This window comes from Dactylosporangium thailandense, from assembly GCF_059739745.1.
Window position 1 is genome coordinate 1841933 of record NZ_AP029195.1, and the last position, 17791, is coordinate 1859723.

Here is a 17791-nt window from a genome sequence, read left to right on the forward strand (position 1 = left end):
AGGTTCGGCTCATGCGTCGCAGATCCGTCCTGCTCGCGGGCGCGCTGGCGGGCATCGCGGGCGCCACCGCGACGGCCCGCTCGGCGTCGGCCTGGCCCGGCCCGTACATCACCGTCGCCGCCGACGGCAGCGGGGACGTGAGCACCGTCCAGGCCGCCGTGGACGCGGTGCCCGCCGGCAACGCGGGGCCGTTCACGGTGAAGATCCGGCCCGGGACGTACCACGGCCAGGTCGTCATCCCCGCGGACAAGCCCTTCATCACCTTCCGCGGCCAGGGCCCCGACCCGAGCGCCGTCGTCATCAGCGACGACCGCGCCAACGGCACCCTCAAGCCGGACGGGACGCCCTGGGGCACCTCGGGCAGCGCCTCGGTCACCATCTCCGGCAGCGACTTCTCCGCCCGCAACCTCACGTTCGCCAACACCTTCGACGAGGCCGCGCACCCGGAGATCGCCAACCGCCAGGCGGTCGCGGTGCTGACCCGCGCCGACCGGATCGTCTTCGACAACGTCCGGTTCCTGGCCAACCAGGACACCCTCTATCTCAACAGCCCCGACGCCGCGGTGGTGAGCCGCGTCTACCTGCGCAAGTGCTGGATCGAGGGCGACGTCGACTTCATCTTCGGCCGGGCCACCGCCGTGCTCGACCGCTGCGGCATCCACTCCCTCGACCGCGGCTCGGCCACGAACAACGGCTACGTCACCGCCGCGAGCACGTCGCTGTCGAACCCGCACGGCTTCCTGCTCACCGGGTGCCGGCTCACCTCCGACTGCCCGCCCGGCAGCGTGTTCCTGGGCCGGCCGTGGCACCCGAGCAACGACCCGGCCGCGGTCGCGGAGGTGACGATCCGCGACTCGGTGCTCGGCGCGCACATCGGCGCCGCGCCGTGGTCGGACTTCGGCACTTGGCCGTGGCGCGACGCCCGCTACGGCGAGTACCACAATCGCGGTCCGGGTGCCCTGCTGGGTGCTGACCGCCCGCAACTGACCGTTGCGCCCACGATCGCCGACTACCTCTCGGGTGCGGACGGCTGGGATCCGGTCCGCTGATCCGGATTTGGCCCTCGGGCCGGGACGGTGGCGGCGGTACGGTCACCCCGTGAGCGAACGCGAACGCGACGGATACCTGCTGACCACCGACCCCGCTCGCGTCGACCGGGCGGTCGTGCACCGCTGGCTCTGCGAGGACTCGTACTGGGCCGCCGGCCGGGCCTTCGACGTGGTCTCCCGCTCGATCGACGGCTCGGTGCCCTTCACCGTCCTGCACGAGGGCCGCCAGGTCGCCTTCGCCCGCGCGGTCACCGACGGCGCCACGTTCGCCTGGATCTGCGACGTGTACGTCGACCCGGCGCACCGCGGCCGCGGGCTGGGCGTCTGGCTCGTGGACTGCATGGTCGACGAGCTCACCGCGGCCGGCGTGCTGCGGCTCCTGCTGGCCACGCGCGACGCCCACGAGGTGTACCGGCGCAGCGGCTTCGAGCCGGTGGCGGGCCCCCAGCGGTTCATGGAGCGGGACCGCCGCCCGACCCGGGCCGCCATCCTCGCCCACCTCGGCGAGGGTTCGCCCCCGGCGTAGCGCCGCCGGTTTCCGTTCGCGGGCGGTTGAAGCGCGCCGCCCCGGGTAGCCGCCGCCGGTGAACCTCGTTCTCGTCGCCGGGGTCGGCGACGTCGGCCGCGCGGTGCTCGCCGACCTGAGCGCCGCCGGCGTGCCCGTGCGCGGCCTGCTGCACCGTCCCGCCCCGGTGGACTTCGACGCCGTGGTCGGGGACCTCACCCGGCCCGAGTCGGTCGCCGAGGCCCTCGACGGGGCGGACGGGATGTTCTTCTCGATGCCGGTCTCACCCGACCACCTGCTCGCGACGGCGGTCGTGGCGAGCGTGGCCCGCGACCGCGGCGGCCTTCGCGCGCTCGTCGGCCTGTCGCAGATGACGGTGTCGCAGATGACGGCGACGAGCACCGACCAGTCGCGCCAGCAGCGGCTGCACTGGCTCGCCGAGCGCGTCCTGGACTGGTCGGGGCTGCCGGTGGTACACCTGCGCCCGACCGCGTTCCTGGACAACCCGCTGTTCACGACCCTCGCGGCCGCCTCGATCCGGGCGCGCGGCACGCTCGAGCTGCCGTTCGGCACGGGCCGCACCTCCCCGATCGCCGTGGCCGACGTCGCCCGGGTCGCGGCCGCGGTCCTGCGCGACCCGGCCCCGCACATCGGCCGCGTCTACGAGCTGACCGGCCCGCGCGCGCTGTCGATGCCGGAGGTGGCGGCGGCGTTCTCCCGCGCGCTGGGCCGCGAGGTCACCTACGTGGCCGCGGACCCGGACCGCTGGGAGGCCGAGGTCCTGGCGCCGTCGGGCCTGCCGGCGCACACCCGGGAGCACATCGCGACCATGGCGCGGCTGCACCGCGAGGACCGCTACGACCGCCTGACGACGGACGTGGCCCGGCTGACGGGCTCGCCCCCGATGACGGTCGAGTCCTTCGTCGCGGCCCGCCGCGGGCTCTACGCGCCTTGAGCACGGCGGTGCCACACTGACGGTCATGTTCGTCGACGAGGGGCCGTACCCGTTCCTGGCGCAGCTGCGCGCGGCGTGGCGGGACATCCGCGACGAGTGCGCGGCGCTCGGCGAGGACGCGTTCGAGCCGTGGGTGCAGCGCGAGATGTACGGGGAGGGCTGGAGCACGTCCGCCCTCGTCGCCTTCGGCACGCGGATCGAGGACGCTCTCGCCCGCTGCCCGCGCACGGCCGCCGCGCTCGAGCACGTGCCGGGGCTCACCACCGCCGGGTTCTCGCGGCTGGTGCCCGGCACCCACATCCGGCCGCACGAGGGCTGGGTCACCACCGTCTACCGGGCGCACCTCGGGCTCGTCGTGCCGCCCGGCGAGTGCGGGCTGCGCGTCGGCGGGGAGACCCGGGCCTGGCGCGAGGGCGAGACGTTCGTGTTCGACGACACCGCCGAGCACGAGGCCTGGAACTACGCCGAGGGGCCGCGGACCGTGCTGCTGTTCGACTTCCTGCGCCCGGGCCGCACCATGGACGAGGTGGACGAGATGCCGCCCGAGGTCGCGGCCGCCCTGCGCCGCCGGGTTTCCTAGGCGCCGGGTTCCCGGGGCGGCGAGCTTCTCAGATCGAGCGCATGCACCACACGGCCTTGCCGTCGGCCGTCGGTCTGGTGCCCCAGCGGTCGCACAGCGACGCCACCAGCTGCAGGCCGCGGCCGTGCTCGTCGTCCGGGGTGGGGCGCTGCTTGCGCGGCAGGTAGGGTGCCGTGTCGTGCAGCTCCAGCACCACGTGCGTCTGGGTGCGGCGCAGGCGCAGCTGGATCGGCGGGCGGCCGTGCAGGACCGCGTTCGCGGCCAGCTCGCTCACGACCAGGACCAGGTCGTCGACGACCCGCGGCGGCGCGTCCCAGCGGCGCAGCGTCGAGTCGACCAGGCGCCGGGCGTCGCGGACCGCGCGCTCGTGGGGCGGGATGTACCGGATCACCGACTGCTCCTCGCCCGGCTCGCCGACGATCCGGGTCATGAGCAGCGTGATGTCGTCGTCGGGGCCGTCCGGCAGCAGCCGGCTCACGAGCCGGTCGGGGGCGTCGGCGAGCGGGCCGTCGAGCTCGCCGACGAGCGCGGCCAGGGCGAAGATGCCCGCGTCGAGGTCGCGGTCGCGGTGCTCGACCAGGCCGTCGGTGTAGAGCGTGAGCAGCGCCCCGACCGGCAGCTCCAGGCGCTCCTCGGTGAGGGTCAGCGGGCCGGTGCCGAGCGGGGGACCGGACGAGGTCAGCGGGCGCGGCGCCGCCCCGGGCAGGAGCAGCAGCGGGGGCAGGTGGCCGGCGTTGGCGTAGGTCAGGCTGCGCTCGCCCGGGTCGTAGACGGCGTAGACACAGGTGACGATCTGGTCCTCGCGCAGGTCCCGCACGACCCCGTCGAGGTACTCCAGCACGTCCGCCGGCGGCAGGTCGAGCCGGGCGTAGGCGCGGACCGCGGCGCGCAGCTGGCCCATGACGGCGGCGGCGGGCACGCCCCGGCCCATCACGTCGCCCATCACCAGGGCGGTCCGGTCGGCGCCGAGCTCGATGACGTCGTACCAGTCCCCGCCGACCTGCGTCCCGGCGACGCCCGGGCGGTAGTAGGCCGCGAGCTCCAGGTGCTCGGGGGCCAGGGTCACCGGCGGCAGGAGGCTGCGCTGGAGCTGGTCGGCGATGCGGTGCTCGCGGGCCGCGGCCTCCTGCGCGGCGGCCGCGGCGGCGACGGCCCGCTCGGCCTTGCGCTGCTCGGTGATGTCCTGGTTGGAGCCGCGCAGCCGGATCGGGTGCCCGGCGGCGTCGCGGTCGAGCTCGCCGCGGGTGCGGAAGATGCGCTCGGTGCCGTCGCCCATCTGCACCCGTGACTCGTAGTCCAGCGGCGCGCCCTCGACGGCGGCCTCGATCGCCTCGTCGACCCGCGCGCGGTCGTCGGGGTGCACCCGGCCGTTGATGAGCTGCCGCCCGTGCTCGTCGAGCAGCTCCTCGGGGGTGACCGCGAACTGGCGCAGGAACTCGTCGGAGCCGCGGATGTCGCCGGTGGCCAGGTCCAGCTCCCACGAGCCGACGGCGGCCAGGCGCTGGGCCTGGTCCAGCAGCTCCCGGTTGCGCTGCAGCTCGTCGCGGGTGCGGCGGATGCGGTCGTACTCCAGGTTGGCCCGCACCCGCGCCCGCAGCTCCCGCGGGCTGAACGGCTTGACGAGGTAGTCGTCGGCGCCGGCGTCGAGGCCCTCGACGGTGGCCTCGTCCCCGGCCCGGGCCGAGAGCACGATCACCGGCAGGTGCCCGGGGCCGCCCGCGCGGACGGCCTCGATGAGGCCGAACCCGTCGAGGCCGGGCATCATCACGTCGGTGAGCACGAGATCGGGCGGGTCGGCGCGCACCAGCTGCAGCGCCTGCACCCCGTCGCCCGCCTCCAGCACCTGGTAGTCGGCGCCGAGGATGCGGCGGATGTAGTCGCGCATGTCCGCGTTGTCGTCGACCACCAGCACGCGGGACGCGGCCGGGTCGGGGCTCGCGGGCGGGGCGGTCGCGGGGGCGCCGACCCATCGCTCGACGTCCGCGACGTAGCCGTGGACCGCCGGTACCGGCGAGATCTGCGACGGCAGCGCCGGGCCGGCCCCGACGGGGATGCGGACCGTGAAGGTCGAGCCCTCGCCGGGCCGGCTGCGCACGCCGGCCGCGCCGCCGTGCAGCGCGGCCAGCTCGGCGACCAGCGCGAGCCCGATCCCGGAGCCCTCGTGCGTGCGGGCCCGGGCCCCCGGCACCCGGTGGAAGCGCTCGAAGAGCCGGGCCTGGTGGGCGGGGTCGATGCCGACGCCGGTGTCGGTGACGGCCAGCTCCACGTGCTCGTCCCCGGCCGGGGCGAGGCGGACCGTGACGCCGCCGGTGAAGGTGTACTTCACCGCGTTCGACAGCAGGTTGAGCACGATCTTGGCCCACATGTCGCGGTCGGCGAAGACGGTCCGCGGCAGCGGCGGGCAGTCGACCTCCAGGCGCAGCCCGGCCCGCTCGGCGGCGGGCGCGAACATGCCGGCCAGCTCCGCGGTGAGCCGGGCCAGGTCCAGCGCCTCGCGGTGCGGCTCGAGCCGCCCGGACTCCAGCTGCGAGAAGTCCAGCAGCGTGTTGACGAGCTTCAGCAGCCGCTCGGCGTTGCGCCGCACCACCTCGACGCGGCCCCGCTGGCCCGGCGGCAGCGGCTCGGCCTGGTCGGCGAGGGCGTCGTCGGCCGGGCCCAGCAGCAGGGTCAGCGGCGTGCGGAACTCGTGGCTGACGTTGGTGAAGAACGCGGTCTTGGCCCGGTCGAGTTCGGCGAGGGCCTCGGCGCGGCCGCGCTCGGACGCGAACGCGCGGGCGGTGCCCAGGCGGGCCGCGATCGTCCCGGCGACGAGGTCGACGAAGCCCGCGTAGGCGGCGTCGAACGGCCGGTACCGGTTGAGGCCCGCGACCAGAAAGCCCAGCGGCCGCCCGCCACCCGGCCGGGGCAGCGGCACGATCCGCACCTCGGCCGGCGGCTCGTCCCACGCGCCGGCCGGCAGCCCGTGCAGCCCGCCGGCGGTGACCGGGCCCGCGTCCGCCCCCGGCCACGCCGCGGGGTCGGTGCAGGGGTGGCCGTCGGGGACGCCGGTCTTCGCGGCGAGCACGGGGTGGTCGCCGTCGTGGAGGTACAGCAGCGTGAAGGGCAGATCGTCGGGCCGCCCGGCCAGGCCGCGCTCGACGGCCGCGAGCAGCTGCGCCTCGTCCGCCGCCGCGTCGAGCCCGGCCCCGAGGTCGCGCAGGGTGGCCATGCGCCGCTCGCCGACGACCCGCTCGGTGGTCTCGGTGACCACGCACAGCATCCCGGCGACGGCCCCGTCGTCGTCGGTGAGCGGGCTGTAGGAGAAGGTGTGGTAAGTCTCCTCGGTGAAGCCGCTGCGCCCGAGCATCAGCCGCAGCCCCTCGTCCCAGGTGGCCCGGCCGGTCTCCAGCACGGTCCGGATGCGCGGGCCGGCCTCGTCCCAGACCTCGGCCCACACCTCGCGCGCCGGCCGCCCGAGTGCCCACGGGTACTTCTTGCCGAGCGTGTCGCGCCGGTAGGCGTCGTTGCACAGGAAGGTGAGCTCCGGCCCCCACGCCATCCACATCGCGAAGCGCGAGCCGAGCATGATGCGCAGCGCCGAGCGCAGGCTCGCCGGCCACGACTCGGGCGGCCCGAGCGGAGTCGCGGCCCAGTCCACCGCCGCCAGGTCGCGGCTGAGCTCCGTGTCGCCCATCCTTCTCAGCTTATGTTCCCCGGTGCTTTTTCCGCAGGGTGGTGGCATCGTCGGCGCATGACACTGCTGTCGTACTCCGTCGGGGCCGCCGACGGGCCGATGCTGGGCGAGACCATCGGTGCCAACCTCGACCGGACCGCCGCCCGCGTGCCCGGCGCCGACGCCCTCGTCGACGTCCCCACCGGCCGGCGCTGGACCTACCGGGAGTTCCTCGCCGAGGTCGAGGCGGTGGCGCGGGGGCTGCTCGGGCGCGGGATCGCCAAGGGCGACCGGGTCGGCATCTGGGCGCCCAACTGTCCCGAGTGGACGATCCTGCAGTACGCCACCGCCAAGATCGGCGCGATCCTGGTCAACATCAACCCGGCGTACCGTACGCACGAGCTGGCCTACGTGCTCGAGCAGTCCGGCGTGGGCCTGCTGGTCTCGGCCGAGCGCCTGAAGACCTCGGACTACCGCGCGATGGTCACCGAGGTGCGCCCCGCCCTCGCCGACGTGATCTTCATCGGCTCCGACGACTGGCCCGCGCTCGGCCGGGACCAGGCGCCCGAGTCCGCGCTGCGGGAGCGGGAGGCGACCCTGGCCTTCGACGACCCGATCAACATCCAGTACACCTCGGGCACGACGGGCTTCCCGAAGGGCGCCACGCTGTCGCACCACAACATCCTGAACAACGGCTGGTTCGTGGCCGAGACGCAGGGCTGGACGGAGGCCGACCGGGTCTGCCTGCCGGTGCCGTTCTACCACTGCTTCGGCATGGTGATGGGCAACCTCGGCGCGACCACGCACGGCAGCTGCATGGTCATCCCGGCGCGGGCCTTCGATCCGGCGCAGACCCTGGCCGCGGTCCAGCAGGAGCGCTGCACGGTCCTCTACGGCGTGCCGACGATGTTCATCGCCGAGCTGGCGCTGCCCGGCTTCGCCGCCTACGACCTCTCGACGCTGCGCACCGGCGTCATGGCCGGCTCGCCGTGCCCGGTGCACGTGATGCAGCGGGTCATCGCCGACATGGGCATGACCGGGGTGACGATCTGCTACGGCATGACCGAGACCTCCCCGGTGTCGACCCAGACGGCCCGCGACGACGACCTGGAGCGGCGCGTGTCGACCGTCGGGCGGGTCGGGCCGCACCTCGAGGTCAAGATCATCGACCCGCGGACCGGGCTGGTGGTGCCGCGGGGCGAGGCGGGGGAGCTGTGCACGCGGGGGTACAGCGTGATGCTGGGCTACTGGAACCAGCCCGACGCCACCGCCGAGGCCGTGGACGCGGCCCGGTGGATGCACACCGGCGACCTGGCGACGATGGACGACGAGGGCTACGTCAACATCGTCGGGCGCATCAAGGACCTCGTGATCCGCGGGGGCGAGAACGTGTACCTGCGCGAGGTCGAGGAGTTCCTCTACGGCCATCCGGACATCGTCGACGTGCAGGTGATCGGCGTGCCGGACGAGCGGTTCGGCGAGGAGCTGATGGCCTGGGTGCGCCTGCGCGAGGGGGCCGGGCCGCTCACCGCCGAGGCCGTGCGGGCCTACTGCGCCGGGCGGCTCGCGCACTACAAGATCCCGCGGTACGTCAAGATCGTCGACGCGTTCCCGATGACCGTCACGGGCAAGGTCCGCAAGGTCGAGATGCGCGAGGTGTCCGCCCGGGAGCTGGGCCTTACGATGACTGCCTCGTGATCCTGATCGAGTGCCGTCGTTGGTCCGGCCGCCCCCGTACTCCGGCCGGACCGCCGACGGCGCACATCGATCATATACGATTATCGTATATGATCGATACCCCGTCGGGCCCCTGTCAAGAGTGGGAAGTGGCGCGTGGCGCACCCGGAGCCGTCCAAGCACGAGCTCGCGTACCGCGAGATTCGCGAGCGCATCATCGACGGCCGGCTCGGCCCGGGCCGGCGGCTGGTGCTCAGCACCCTGGCGCGGGAGCTCGACATCTCGCCGGTGCCGGTGCGCGAGGCGATCCGCCGCCTGGAGGCGGAGGGCCTGGTGGCGTTCGAGCGCAACGTGGGCGCGCGGGTGGCGACGCTGCAGGACGACGAGTGGGAGCAGCTCGTCGAGATGCTGGCGCTGCTGGACGGGTTCGCGTTCGCGGCCGCGGCGCCGCGCGTGTCGCCGGAGGACCTGGCCGAGGCGCGCGCGTTCAACGGGCAGCTGCGCGAGGTGGCCTCGGCCGGGCAGCTCGATCACGCGCTGGTGATGGCGCTGCATCGCCGGTTCCATCGGGCGCTGTACCGCTGCTGCGGCAACCGGTACGTGATCGAGTCCCTGGACGGGATCTGGGACCGCATCGACGCGTCGCGGGTGCTGGTGACGCTGTATCCGGCGCTGCGGGTGGCGGCGGCGGTCGAGGAGCACGACGAGCTGCTGGAGCGGCTGGAGCGGGGCGAGGACGACTCGGCGGTCCTGGAGTCGTGCGCCCGCGAGCACAACCTCAACGCGATCCGCACGATCCGGAAGAACGTCACCTAGTCCAGGACAATAAGAAGACCGGCATCCACGGGGGAAGATGCCGGTCTCGCTCTCAACTATACGACTCGTGCGCGTGTCCCGCCAGTGGCAGTTTGTTCGCCTACCGGACGCCTACGGGCGCCTTGGGGATGCGCAGGCCCTTCGGCAGCGTGGGCTCGTTCGCGGCGAGCTCCACCTCGAGGAAGCTGGTCTCGTGCCGCTCGGCCTCGTGGGCCGCCTTGCCGCCGCGCAGCCCGAAGAGGCGCTTGGACAGCAGGATGTACAGCACCGCGACGATGTTGATGACGAGCGCCCCGATGCGGGTGAACGTGATCTTCTCGGTGAGCTCGTAGATCTCGATGGGCAGGCCGAGGGAGGTGGCGACGACGGCGAAGTACTCGCCCCAGCGCTTGAGCATCCACAGGCCGACGCCCTCGATGAGCTGGAGCGTGCCGTAGAGGCCGAGCCCGGCCGCGACCCACAGGAGGGTCTTGGCCTCGGCCTCGATGACGGTCCGGATGGTGTGGATCATCGCGGAGTCCTCGAACTTCCAGCCGACCTTGTCCATGAACGGCTTGAGCAGCGGCAGGTCCTCGTTGAAGGCCCGCTCGACGCCGTCGCGGTGGCTGCGGAAGTGGAACACGCCGTAGGCGGCGGCGAGGCAGAGCAGGCCCTTGATGAACCGCTCGAGGGAGAGCAGGCGCAGGATCAGCGCGTCGCGCAGGGCCCGCCCGCGCAGCACGATGGGGGCACGCTCGGCCGGCCCGCTCTGGTGCGGCTCGCCGATGACGAAGTCCCCGCAGCGCAGGCACCGCCAGGCGGGGCCGACCGGGGTGGGGGCGTGCAGCTTCTCCCGGAACGAGTCCTCGGTCGGGGCGTAGGTGATGTGCCCGCGGCGCGCGCAGGTGCGCAGGTTCCAATCCACACGATCTTCTATACCGTACGGAACATTGCTTTTATGTCAGCTTTGTGCCTTGGACGCGTTCCCACTGCTCGGCCTGGGCGGGGCCGACCTGCACGGGTACGCGCGGGGAGGCGTGCTCCTGCCGGCTGGTGGCCATGAGGAGGATGCCGACGAGGACGGCGGCGATGATGCCGTCGAGCCAGTAGTGGTTGGCCGTGCCGGCGACGACGAGCATCGTGAGGACCGGGTGGGCGAGCCAGAGCCAGCGCCACTTCGAGGTGGTGGCGTGGATGAGCCCGGCGGCCACGACCAGGGCCCAGCCGACGTGCAGGCTCGGCATCGCCGCGTACTGGTTGCTGAGCGTGTCGGTCTGGGGCGGGCCGTAGACGCTCGGGCCGTACACGGCGGCGGTGTCGACGAGCCCGAGGCCGCCGAGCATCCGCGGCGGGGCGAGCGGGAACGCGAAGTGGATGACGAGCCCGGCCGCGGTGAGCCACGCGAGGATGCGGCGGAAGCGAAGGTAGTGTTCGGGGCGGAACCAGTACATGAAGATCAGAAACGCGATCGTGGCGGGGAAGTGCACGACGGCGTAGAACACGTTGGCGGTCCGGACCAGGGCCTCGGCGCTGAGCAGCACGTGCTGGACGTCGGCCTCGTCCGGCAGGCGCAGCGCGCGTTCGAGCTGCCAGACCAGGTTGGCGTCGCTGTAGGCGGCCCCGACGCGCCCGTCGACGGCGAGGCGGCCGACCTTGTAGGCGAGGAACAACCCCAGGACCAGCAGCAGCTCGGTCCAGGCTCGGGGCCTTAACCGGGTGGTGCGCTGCTGTTCACCAAGTTCGGCCCCCGTGTTCATCAGGCGAAGCTACCTGATGTTGCGGGTGACGCAAGATTCCAGATCTTGTTTATGCTTCAAGTTTCTCGGGTTCCGGATTCTTTGGGGGTTTCATGAGCAGTCGGGCAGATCAGGCGATCGCCGCACTCCGCAAGGGCCACGACGACCTTTCCGCTCTGGTCGCGGGCCTGTCGGCGGAGCAGCTGACCGGTCCGTCGGCGGCCGACGAGTGGGACGTGTCACAGGTCGTGAGCCACCTGGGCAGCGGCGCCGAGATCAACCTGGAGGCCGTGCAGGCCTCGCTCGAGGGCCGGCCCGCCCCCGAGTTCGAGTTCAACAAGGGCGTCTGGGCGCGCTGGGACGGCATGACCCCGCAGGAGCGCCAGGCCGCGTTCCCGGTCGCGAACCAGCGCCTGGTCGAGGCCTACGAGGCGCTCACGGCCGAGCAGCGCGAGTCGCACAAGGTCGACGTCGGCTGGATGCCGGAGCCGGTCGACGTGGCCACCTCGGCACTGCTGCGGCTGACCGAGTTCGGCTTCCACGACTGGGACGTGCGCGCGGGCCTCGACCCGGCGGCGGAGCTGGCGCCCGAGGCGGCCGCGCTCATCAGCGACCGGGTCGAGGGGCTGTTCGGCTGGATCGCCAAGCCGGCCAACCTCGACGGGCGCACCGCGGACCTGCTCGTCCAGCTCACCGACACCGGCGAGACCCTCGGCCTGCACCTGGGCGACCCGGTCTCCCTGGGCGCCGCCCCGGCCACGCCGGACGGCACGCTGACGCTGACGCTGGAGGCCTGGCTGCGGCTGGCCTCGGGCCGGCTCAAGCCCGCCTACACGCCGTCGTCGGTCGCGGTCACCGGGCCCATCAGCCTGGACGACCTGCGCGCCGTCTTCCCGGGCTACTGAGGGCTCGTGGGCCGGGGGGTCGTCCCCGGCCCACAACCCGGTGTCACTTCTTCGTCGACTTGAGGCAGAGGACGTCGCCCTTCTTGCCCTGCTCGCCCTGCCAGAACGTGGTGGTGCTGTCCGGCCACTGGTCGCAGACGGACGTGAACGGGCCGGTGGCCTCGCGCTGCTCCTTGCCGGAGACCTTGCCGAGCACGGTGTAGTCAGCATCGGCGTCGTCGCACTGCACGATCTTGAGCTTGTCGTCGCCCGGGTTGTGCAGGCAGTCCCCGACGTTCGCGTTCATGGCCGCGTCGCGGTTGAAGTACCAGGCGGCGCCGAGCAGCACGCCGAGCACGACGACCAGCAAGAGCAGGATCGTGACCGGCCGGCGCTTGCCGCTCCCGGCCGGGGCCGCGACCGCGGGCCGCCCCGGCATCGGGTCCTGCACGGGCGCCTGGGGCTGGAGCTCGGGCTCGGGTTCGGGCTGCGCGGGTGTGGTCATGTGGAGCCTCCCCGGAATCCGGATGGGTACGGGCTAGGCGTACCGGCTCCCGGGCGCTGATGCGCGTGACTGTCCGTATTCCGACTCCATCGGCCTCTCGGCCTTTCGCCCACCGCGGGCCGGGGGTCAGGCATCCGTCAGGGTTGATGGGCCGGCCGGCATCCCCCACACGCGCCATTGCGTGGGCGGGGAGCCGTCGTCCAGGAGGGCGGCGGTCGTCGTGCCGGACCGGGCCGGGGCCGCCACCGCGAGGAACTCGGGGCGGCGGGCCGCATGCGTGGCACCCGCCGCGGCCAGGGAGCCCGCCAGGCCCAGCGCGGCCAAGAGGCCCGCCAGGCCGGTCGCGCGTCGCAGGATCGTGGGTCGTCGCACCTTGCCCTCCTTGTCGCCGAATGCGTGGAAGTCTTTCCACGACGGCTCCGCCGGGCGTGGCAGGAGGCTGTGACCCGGCTGGGAGGGGCGGACGTCAGCGCTCTATGGGGCGGCGCAGGGAGTAGGTCACCGCGTGCAGGCGGTGCGGCTGGCCGATGATCATCGCGGCGCGGTCATACGCCTGCCAGCCGTCCGCGCCGGCGCGGTTGAGGTGGCGCAGGTCGTTGAAGCGCTCGTCGGTGCCCCACCGTTGCACGCCGCCCGGGTGGTGGAAGACGGCGTCCCAGTCCTCGAACTTGTCCGTGCCCAGCGTGCCGGCCGCACGGTACTCCAGTCGCGCATATTCCCATTGCGTCACGCGGTCCATCATGCCCGACATCGAGCGGAACCACCGTCACGGAAAACCGTGAAATACGCTGGGAAGCATGCAGCGCGATCGAGACGTCGAAGGCCGGGCGCGCAACCAGCGGCCGCGGGACGAGCTCGGGCGGCCGCTGCCCCGCGGGGCGGTGGGCGTGCCGACGATGCCCGACGATCTCGAGGTCACGCCCGAGGAGGCGCTCGAGCGGGCGCAGCGGCTGCTGGACGAGGGGCGGCCGTTCCACGCCCACGAGGTCCTCGAGGCCGCCTGGAAGTCGGCCCCGGAGGCCGAGCGGGAGCTGTGGCGCGGGCTCGCCCAGCTCGCCGTCGGGCTCACGCACGCGCGGCGCGGCAACGCGGACGGCGCCGCCCGGCTGCTGGACCGGGCGGCGCTGCGGATCGCGGCGTATGCGGGCGATCCGCCGTACCGGATCGATGTGGACGGTCTCGTCGCCTTCGTGCGAGCGGGCGGCGGCGGCACGCCGCGGCTCAGAGCGTGAGTGCGGGTGGTTGGCGGCGGCACGCCGCGGCTCAGAGCGTGAGTGCGGGTGGTTGGCGGCGGCACGCCGCGGCTCAGAGCGTGAGTGCGGGTGGTTGGCGGCGGCACGCCGCGGCTCAGAGCGTGAGTGCGGGTGGTTGGCGGCGGCACGCCGCGGCTCAGAGCGTGAGCGCGACCTTGCCGCGCGGGTGCCCGGCCCGCAGGTAGTCCAGCGCCGACGCGGCCTCGGCGAAGGGAAACGTGCGGTCGACGACCGGTGTCAGGGCGCCGGAGGCCATCCAGGCGGCGAGCGTCTCCAGCCGCGGCGCGGTCGCCTTCGACAGCAGGCCGGTCAGGCGCTGGCGGGTGAAGCCGTTGAGCAGGCCCGCGCGCAGCTGCCGGTCGGTGCCCTGCAGCCACTTGCCGCCCACCTCACCGCCGACGATCACCAGCGTGCCCGCCGGGGTCAGCAGGTGCCGCAGCGCGCGCAGGGTCCGGCCGCCGCCGGTGTCGAGGACGAGGTCCCAGCGGCCGGTGGGCTCGCCGGTCGCGTAGTCGATGACGTGCGCCGCGCCGAGGGAGCGGACCAGGTCCGCCTTCGCGGCCGAGCACACCCCGGTGACCTCGGCGCCGAGGATGCGCGCGATCTGTACCGCGAACGACCCCACCCCGCCGCCCGCGCCCAGGATCAGCACGCGCTGGCCCGGGCGCAGGCGCCCCGCGTCGCGCAGGCCCTGCAACGCGGCGACCCCGGACCCGGCGACCGTCGCGGCCTGCGCGAACGAGACCGGCTCCGGCTTGCGGGCCAGGCGCTGCTCGGTGGAGACGGCCAGCTCCGCGTAGGTGCCGTCGCCGGTGCCGAACACCTCGTCGCCGACGCGCAGCCCGGTCACCTCCGGCCCGACGGCGGCGACCACGCCCGCGAGGTCGAGGCCCAGGATCGGCCGGCGGGGGCGGCGCAGGCCGAAGCCGGCGGCCCGCACGGCGTATGGCAGCCCGGTCGCCACGTGCCACACGCCCTGGTCGACGCCGGCCGCGCGGACCTCGACGAGCACCTCGCGGGGGCCGGGCGCCGGGCTGGGGGTCTCGCGGATCTCGAGCGGGTCGCCGTAGCGTTGCCGCACGATCGCCCTCATGACTCCTCCTGCGGGTAGTGGAACACTGCCTCGAGCGGGACGCCGAACGCCCGCGCGATCTGGAAGGCCGCCTCGAGCGTGGGGGAGTACTTGCCCTGCTCGATGGCGTTGACGGTCTGCCGCGTGACCCCGATGCGCTCGGCCAGTTCCGCCTGGGTCATCTCGCCGTGGGCGAAGCGCAGAGCGCGGATCGAGTTCGTGACGCGGGTCGGCTTGCCCACGCCTACATCCCCCGCCGGTACGCGACGATCTTCACGGCCGCCGACGCCAGGGCGGCGAGCACGAACGCCAGGTAGAGGGAGTTGGCGATCCAGAAGTACGGGGCCTCGCGCATCGCCAGCACCAGCGGGACGAGCGCGGCGATGCTCATGACGTAGAAGCCGACGTACTCGCCGAGCCGGCCGATCGCCCGGTCCCGCTCGTCGAGGGCCTGCACGTCCTTCGGTGCGGCGCCGGCGGCGACCGTCACGGCGGCGACGTTGAGCACGACCGACGCGCCGACCGCGACCAGCAGGGGCGTGACGTAGTGCGCGGCGGCGAGGCCCTCGGCGGGCATCCGCAGCAGCAGCGCGATCACGTAGCCGGCGTAGACGACGACGGCGACAACGGCGTAGATCCAGGCGCGTTTCTCCTGATGCGACATGGCCCCTCGCTTCGCGTGTCCAATATCTTTGACATCACGAAGGTAAAGCGAATCCGACATGGTGTCAAGGATTCTTTACATGCCCGGGCGCGACGGCCTGATGGAAGGTGGGTGACCAACGGCGGGCCTGGCAGCGTCGGCGCGCAGCGCCCAGCGGTGTCTGGCGGGAGCGACGGTCCGCACCCCCGCGGACCCGAGTCCCGCTCCTGCTGGACCGCTTCTGGTCGGACCGTGCGCCGCACGACGTGCATCAGCCCGGCGAAGCCGACCGGCTTGGCCGGGTAGTCCTCGACGCGCAGCCGGTGGCCGCGCGCGGGAAGTCCTCCTCGGCCGTGGAGGAGGTGAGGCCCGCCGGTCGCACCACAGTAGTGCGCCGTGACCAGGCCGGACCCCGGGGCCACGCGCCGTCAGCGAGCCGCTACCGTCTACGCCGTGGCGTTCACGATCGACACGGTGGGCGGGCACGGCGTCGTGCGCGCGGAGGGCGAGCTCGACGTCGGCAACGCGCCCGAGCTGCGGGAGGCGATCACCGCCGCGCTCGACGCGCGGCCCTCGCTCGTGGTCGACCTGGCCGCGGTCACCTTCATGGACTCGGTGTCGCTGGGCGTGCTGATCGGCGCGCACAACCGGGCCCGCGAGGCCGGCGGCGGGTTCGCCGTCGTGTGCGCCGACGAGCGGGTCGCGCGCATCTTCCGCATCACCGGCCTCGACCAGGTCTTCACCATCGCCGCGACGGTGGAAGCGGCGGCCGAGGCGCTCGGTTAGGTGTTGCGGAGGATGGCGTCGATCTCGGCGATCTCCTCCTCGGTGTGCCGGCCCAGGATCAGGTCCAGCTCGAGGCGCTCGGCCGGGGTCCGGTAGGCGGCGATCTCGCGCTCCAGGCTGCGCCGGGCGCGACGGGCCCGCATACGGCCGGCGATCGCGGTGCGAACCCGGCGGGTGGTGGTCTCCATGGCTGCGTTCATGACTGCGTTCATGGCTTGACTGTATCGATTCAGAACGGCCCGGAGGCGGTGCACTGGCGTGATCGCGAGCACGCGGGCGCTGAGCTGCGGGTGCAGGATGGTCGTGTGCGTGACGTCACCCCCGCCCCCGGCTCCCTCGAGCCGATCGAGACCGCCTCCCGCGACGAGCTGGCCGCCCTGCAGCTCGAACGCCTCCGGCAGACCCTGCGCCACGCCTACGAGCACGTGCCGCACTACACGGCCGCGTTCGAGGCGGCCGGAGTACACCCGTCGGACCTTCGCGACCTCGCGGACCTGGCGCGATTCCCGATGACCGCGAAGGCCGACCTGCGCGCGAACTATCCGTTCGGCATGTTCGCGGTGCCCCGTGAGCGCGTGGCCCGCATCCACGCCTCGTCGGGCACGACGGGCCAGGCCACGGTCGTGGGGTACACGAAGGCCGACGTGGACACCTGGGCCGGGCTCATGGCCCGCTCGATCCGGGCCTCGGGCGGGCGCCCCGGCGACCTGGTCCACGTCGCGTACGGCTACGGGCTGTTCACCGGCGGCCTGGGCGCCCACTACGGCGCCGAGCGCCTCGGCTGCACGGTCGTGCCCGTCTCCGGCGGCATGACCGAGCGGCAGGTGACCCTGATCCGGGACTTCCGGCCCGACGTCATCATGGTGACGCCGTCGTACCTGCTGGCGATCGTCGACGAGATGGAGCGCCAGGGTCTCGACCCGCGGGACACCTCGCTGCAGGTCGGGATCCTCGGCGCCGAGCCCTGGACCGAGGACATGCGCGCGGAGCTGGAGCGGCGCCTGCGGATGCACGCCGTCGACGTCTACGGGCTGTCGGAGGTGATGGGCCCCGGCGTCGCCAACGAGTGCGCCGAGACCAAGGACGGCCTGACGATCTGGGAGGACCACTTCTACCCGGAGATCGTCGACCCCGTCACCGGCGCGGTGCTGCCCGACGGCTCCTACGGCGAGCTGGTGTTCACGTCGCTCACCAAAGAGGCGATGCCCGTGATCCGGTACCGCACGCGCGACCTCACCCGCCTGCTGCCCGGCACCGCGCGCACGATGCGCCGCATGGAGCGGATCACCGGCCGCAGCGACGACATGATGATCGTGCGCGGCGTGAACGTGTTCCCGACCCAGATCGAGGAGCTCCTGCTGCGCCGGCCGTCCCTGTCGCCGCATTTCCAGTGTGTACTGTCCCGCGCCGACCGCCTCGACGTGCTCACCGTGCGCGCCGAGCGCCGCCCGGGCACGGCCCCGGAGACGGCCGAGGCGGACGCGCGGGAGCTGGAGCGCGCGGTGAAGGGCTCGATCGGCGTGACGATGCGCGTGGAGGTGGCCGAGCCCGGCACCGTGGAGCGCTCGGCCGGCAAGATGCGCCGCGTGCTGGATGAGCGCTGACGAGCGCTGACGAGCGCTGACGAGCGCTGACGAGCGCTGACGAGCGCTGACGAGCGCTGAGCCCCGACGGCGGCCGGGCGCTGGCTGGGCGTGGG

Annotated in this window: 20 protein-coding genes; 10 read left to right on the top strand and 10 right to left on the bottom strand. The window is 73.4% G+C overall.

Going from position 1 to position 17791, the window contains the following annotated elements; genetic code table 11:
* Window positions 1–11: 11 nt before the first annotated feature.
* Genes AC6JBM_RS08010 through AC6JBM_RS08025 form a run of 4 tightly spaced genes read left to right on the top strand, consistent with a single transcriptional unit; the run spans window position 12 to window position 3089 of the window.
* Window positions 12–1049, top strand: coding sequence for a pectinesterase family protein (locus AC6JBM_RS08010; protein ID WP_497982954.1), 1038 nt, complete (start codon window positions 12–14; stop codon window positions 1047–1049).
* Window positions 1050–1098: 49 nt separating this feature from the next.
* Window positions 1099–1575: a GNAT family N-acetyltransferase gene (locus AC6JBM_RS08015; RefSeq protein ID WP_497982955.1), complete on the top strand. Its 477-nt coding sequence runs from the start codon at window positions 1099–1101 to the stop codon at window positions 1573–1575.
* Between the two features lie 58 nt (window positions 1576–1633).
* Window positions 1634–2509, top strand: coding sequence for an NAD(P)H-binding protein (locus AC6JBM_RS08020; RefSeq protein ID WP_497982956.1), 876 nt, complete (start codon window positions 1634–1636; stop codon window positions 2507–2509).
* Window positions 2510–2534: 25 nt separating this feature from the next.
* Window positions 2535–3089 carry an aspartyl/asparaginyl beta-hydroxylase domain-containing protein gene (locus tag AC6JBM_RS08025; protein ID WP_497982957.1) on the top strand — a complete coding sequence of 185 codons (555 nt, stop codon included), beginning with the start codon at window positions 2535–2537 and terminating at the stop codon, window positions 3087–3089.
* Window positions 3090–3117: 28 nt separating this feature from the next.
* Here AC6JBM_RS08025 and AC6JBM_RS08030 read toward each other — a convergent pair whose 3' ends face one another.
* The gene (locus tag AC6JBM_RS08030) at window positions 3118–6762 is read right to left on the bottom strand and encodes a SpoIIE family protein phosphatase (RefSeq protein WP_497982958.1); all 3645 of its coding nucleotides are present in this window, start codon (window positions 6760–6762) and stop codon (window positions 3118–3120) included.
* Window positions 6763–6819: 57 nt separating this feature from the next.
* Here AC6JBM_RS08030 and AC6JBM_RS08035 point away from each other — a divergent pair, with 57 nt between their 5' ends.
* Both AC6JBM_RS08035 and AC6JBM_RS08040 read left to right on the top strand, forming a co-directional pair.
* Complete coding sequence (locus tag AC6JBM_RS08035) at window positions 6820–8439, top strand: AMP-binding protein (protein ID WP_497982959.1); 1620 nt, start codon at window positions 6820–6822, stop codon at window positions 8437–8439.
* Between the two features lie 135 nt (window positions 8440–8574).
* Complete coding sequence (locus AC6JBM_RS08040) at window positions 8575–9234, top strand: GntR family transcriptional regulator (RefSeq protein ID WP_497982960.1); 660 nt, start codon at window positions 8575–8577, stop codon at window positions 9232–9234.
* Window positions 9235–9334: 100 nt separating this feature from the next.
* On the opposite strand, the gene AC6JBM_RS08045 is transcribed toward AC6JBM_RS08040, so the two are convergent.
* Both AC6JBM_RS08045 and AC6JBM_RS08050 read right to left on the bottom strand, forming a co-directional pair.
* A complete protein-coding gene (locus AC6JBM_RS08045) occupies window positions 9335–10138 on the bottom strand; it encodes a DUF2127 domain-containing protein (RefSeq protein ID WP_497982961.1) in 804 nt (267 codons plus the stop codon).
* A gap of 31 nt (window positions 10139–10169) precedes the next feature.
* The gene (locus AC6JBM_RS08050; protein ID WP_497982962.1) at window positions 10170–10883 is read right to left on the bottom strand and encodes a phosphatase PAP2 family protein; all 714 of its coding nucleotides are present in this window, start codon (window positions 10881–10883) and stop codon (window positions 10170–10172) included.
* Window positions 10884–11062: 179 nt separating this feature from the next.
* Here AC6JBM_RS08050 and AC6JBM_RS08055 point away from each other — a divergent pair, with 179 nt between their 5' ends.
* Window positions 11063–11854, top strand: coding sequence for a maleylpyruvate isomerase family mycothiol-dependent enzyme (locus tag AC6JBM_RS08055; RefSeq protein ID WP_497982963.1), 792 nt, complete (start codon window positions 11063–11065; stop codon window positions 11852–11854).
* A gap of 43 nt (window positions 11855–11897) precedes the next feature.
* Here the strand turns inward: AC6JBM_RS08055 and AC6JBM_RS08060 are convergent, their stop codons facing one another.
* The 3 genes from AC6JBM_RS08060 to AC6JBM_RS08070 all read right to left on the bottom strand — a co-directional run bounded on the left by AC6JBM_RS08060 (window position 11898) and on the right by AC6JBM_RS08070 (window position 13068).
* Entirely contained in the window at window positions 11898–12338 is a 441-nt protein-coding gene (locus AC6JBM_RS08060; protein WP_497982964.1) for an LppU/SCO3897 family protein, read from the bottom strand.
* A gap of 126 nt (window positions 12339–12464) precedes the next feature.
* Window positions 12465–12710, bottom strand: a complete 246-nt coding sequence (locus AC6JBM_RS08065; RefSeq protein ID WP_497982965.1) for a hypothetical protein — start codon at window positions 12708–12710, stop codon at window positions 12465–12467.
* Between the two features lie 94 nt (window positions 12711–12804).
* Entirely contained in the window at window positions 12805–13068 is a 264-nt protein-coding gene (locus AC6JBM_RS08070; RefSeq protein WP_350610815.1) for a hypothetical protein, read from the bottom strand.
* A 67-nt stretch (window positions 13069–13135) separates the two neighbouring features.
* Between AC6JBM_RS08070 and AC6JBM_RS08075 the strand changes: the two genes are divergently transcribed.
* Complete coding sequence (locus tag AC6JBM_RS08075; protein ID WP_497982966.1) at window positions 13136–13570, top strand: DUF309 domain-containing protein; 435 nt, start codon at window positions 13136–13138, stop codon at window positions 13568–13570.
* Window positions 13571–13727: 157 nt separating this feature from the next.
* On the opposite strand, the gene AC6JBM_RS08080 is transcribed toward AC6JBM_RS08075, so the two are convergent.
* From AC6JBM_RS08080 to AC6JBM_RS08090, 3 genes are read right to left on the bottom strand one after another with little or no spacing between them, the layout of a single operon-like run.
* Window positions 13728–14684: an NAD(P)-dependent alcohol dehydrogenase gene (locus tag AC6JBM_RS08080; RefSeq protein WP_497982967.1), complete on the bottom strand. Its 957-nt coding sequence runs from the start codon at window positions 14682–14684 to the stop codon at window positions 13728–13730.
* A complete protein-coding gene (locus tag AC6JBM_RS08085) occupies window positions 14681–14905 on the bottom strand; it encodes a helix-turn-helix transcriptional regulator (RefSeq protein WP_433075662.1) in 225 nt (74 codons plus the stop codon). The genes AC6JBM_RS08080 and AC6JBM_RS08085 overlap by 4 nt, the downstream gene beginning before the upstream one ends.
* Window positions 14906–14907: 2 nt before the next feature.
* Window positions 14908–15327 carry a hypothetical protein gene (locus tag AC6JBM_RS08090; protein ID WP_497982968.1) on the bottom strand — a complete coding sequence of 140 codons (420 nt, stop codon included), beginning with the start codon at window positions 15325–15327 and terminating at the stop codon, window positions 14908–14910.
* A 432-nt stretch (window positions 15328–15759) separates the two neighbouring features.
* Here AC6JBM_RS08090 and AC6JBM_RS08095 point away from each other — a divergent pair, with 432 nt between their 5' ends.
* Window positions 15760–16092, top strand: a complete 333-nt coding sequence (locus AC6JBM_RS08095; RefSeq protein ID WP_497982969.1) for an STAS domain-containing protein — start codon at window positions 15760–15762, stop codon at window positions 16090–16092.
* Here the strand turns inward: AC6JBM_RS08095 and AC6JBM_RS08100 are convergent.
* Complete coding sequence (locus tag AC6JBM_RS08100) at window positions 16089–16304, bottom strand: hypothetical protein (protein WP_497982970.1); 216 nt, start codon at window positions 16302–16304, stop codon at window positions 16089–16091. The genes AC6JBM_RS08095 and AC6JBM_RS08100 overlap by 4 nt on opposite strands.
* Window positions 16305–16397: 93 nt before the next feature.
* Between AC6JBM_RS08100 and paaK the strand changes: the two genes are divergently transcribed.
* Window positions 16398–17696, top strand: coding sequence for a phenylacetate--CoA ligase PaaK (gene paaK, locus AC6JBM_RS08105; RefSeq protein WP_497982971.1), 1299 nt, complete (start codon window positions 16398–16400; stop codon window positions 17694–17696).
* Window positions 17697–17791 lie beyond the last annotated feature (95 nt).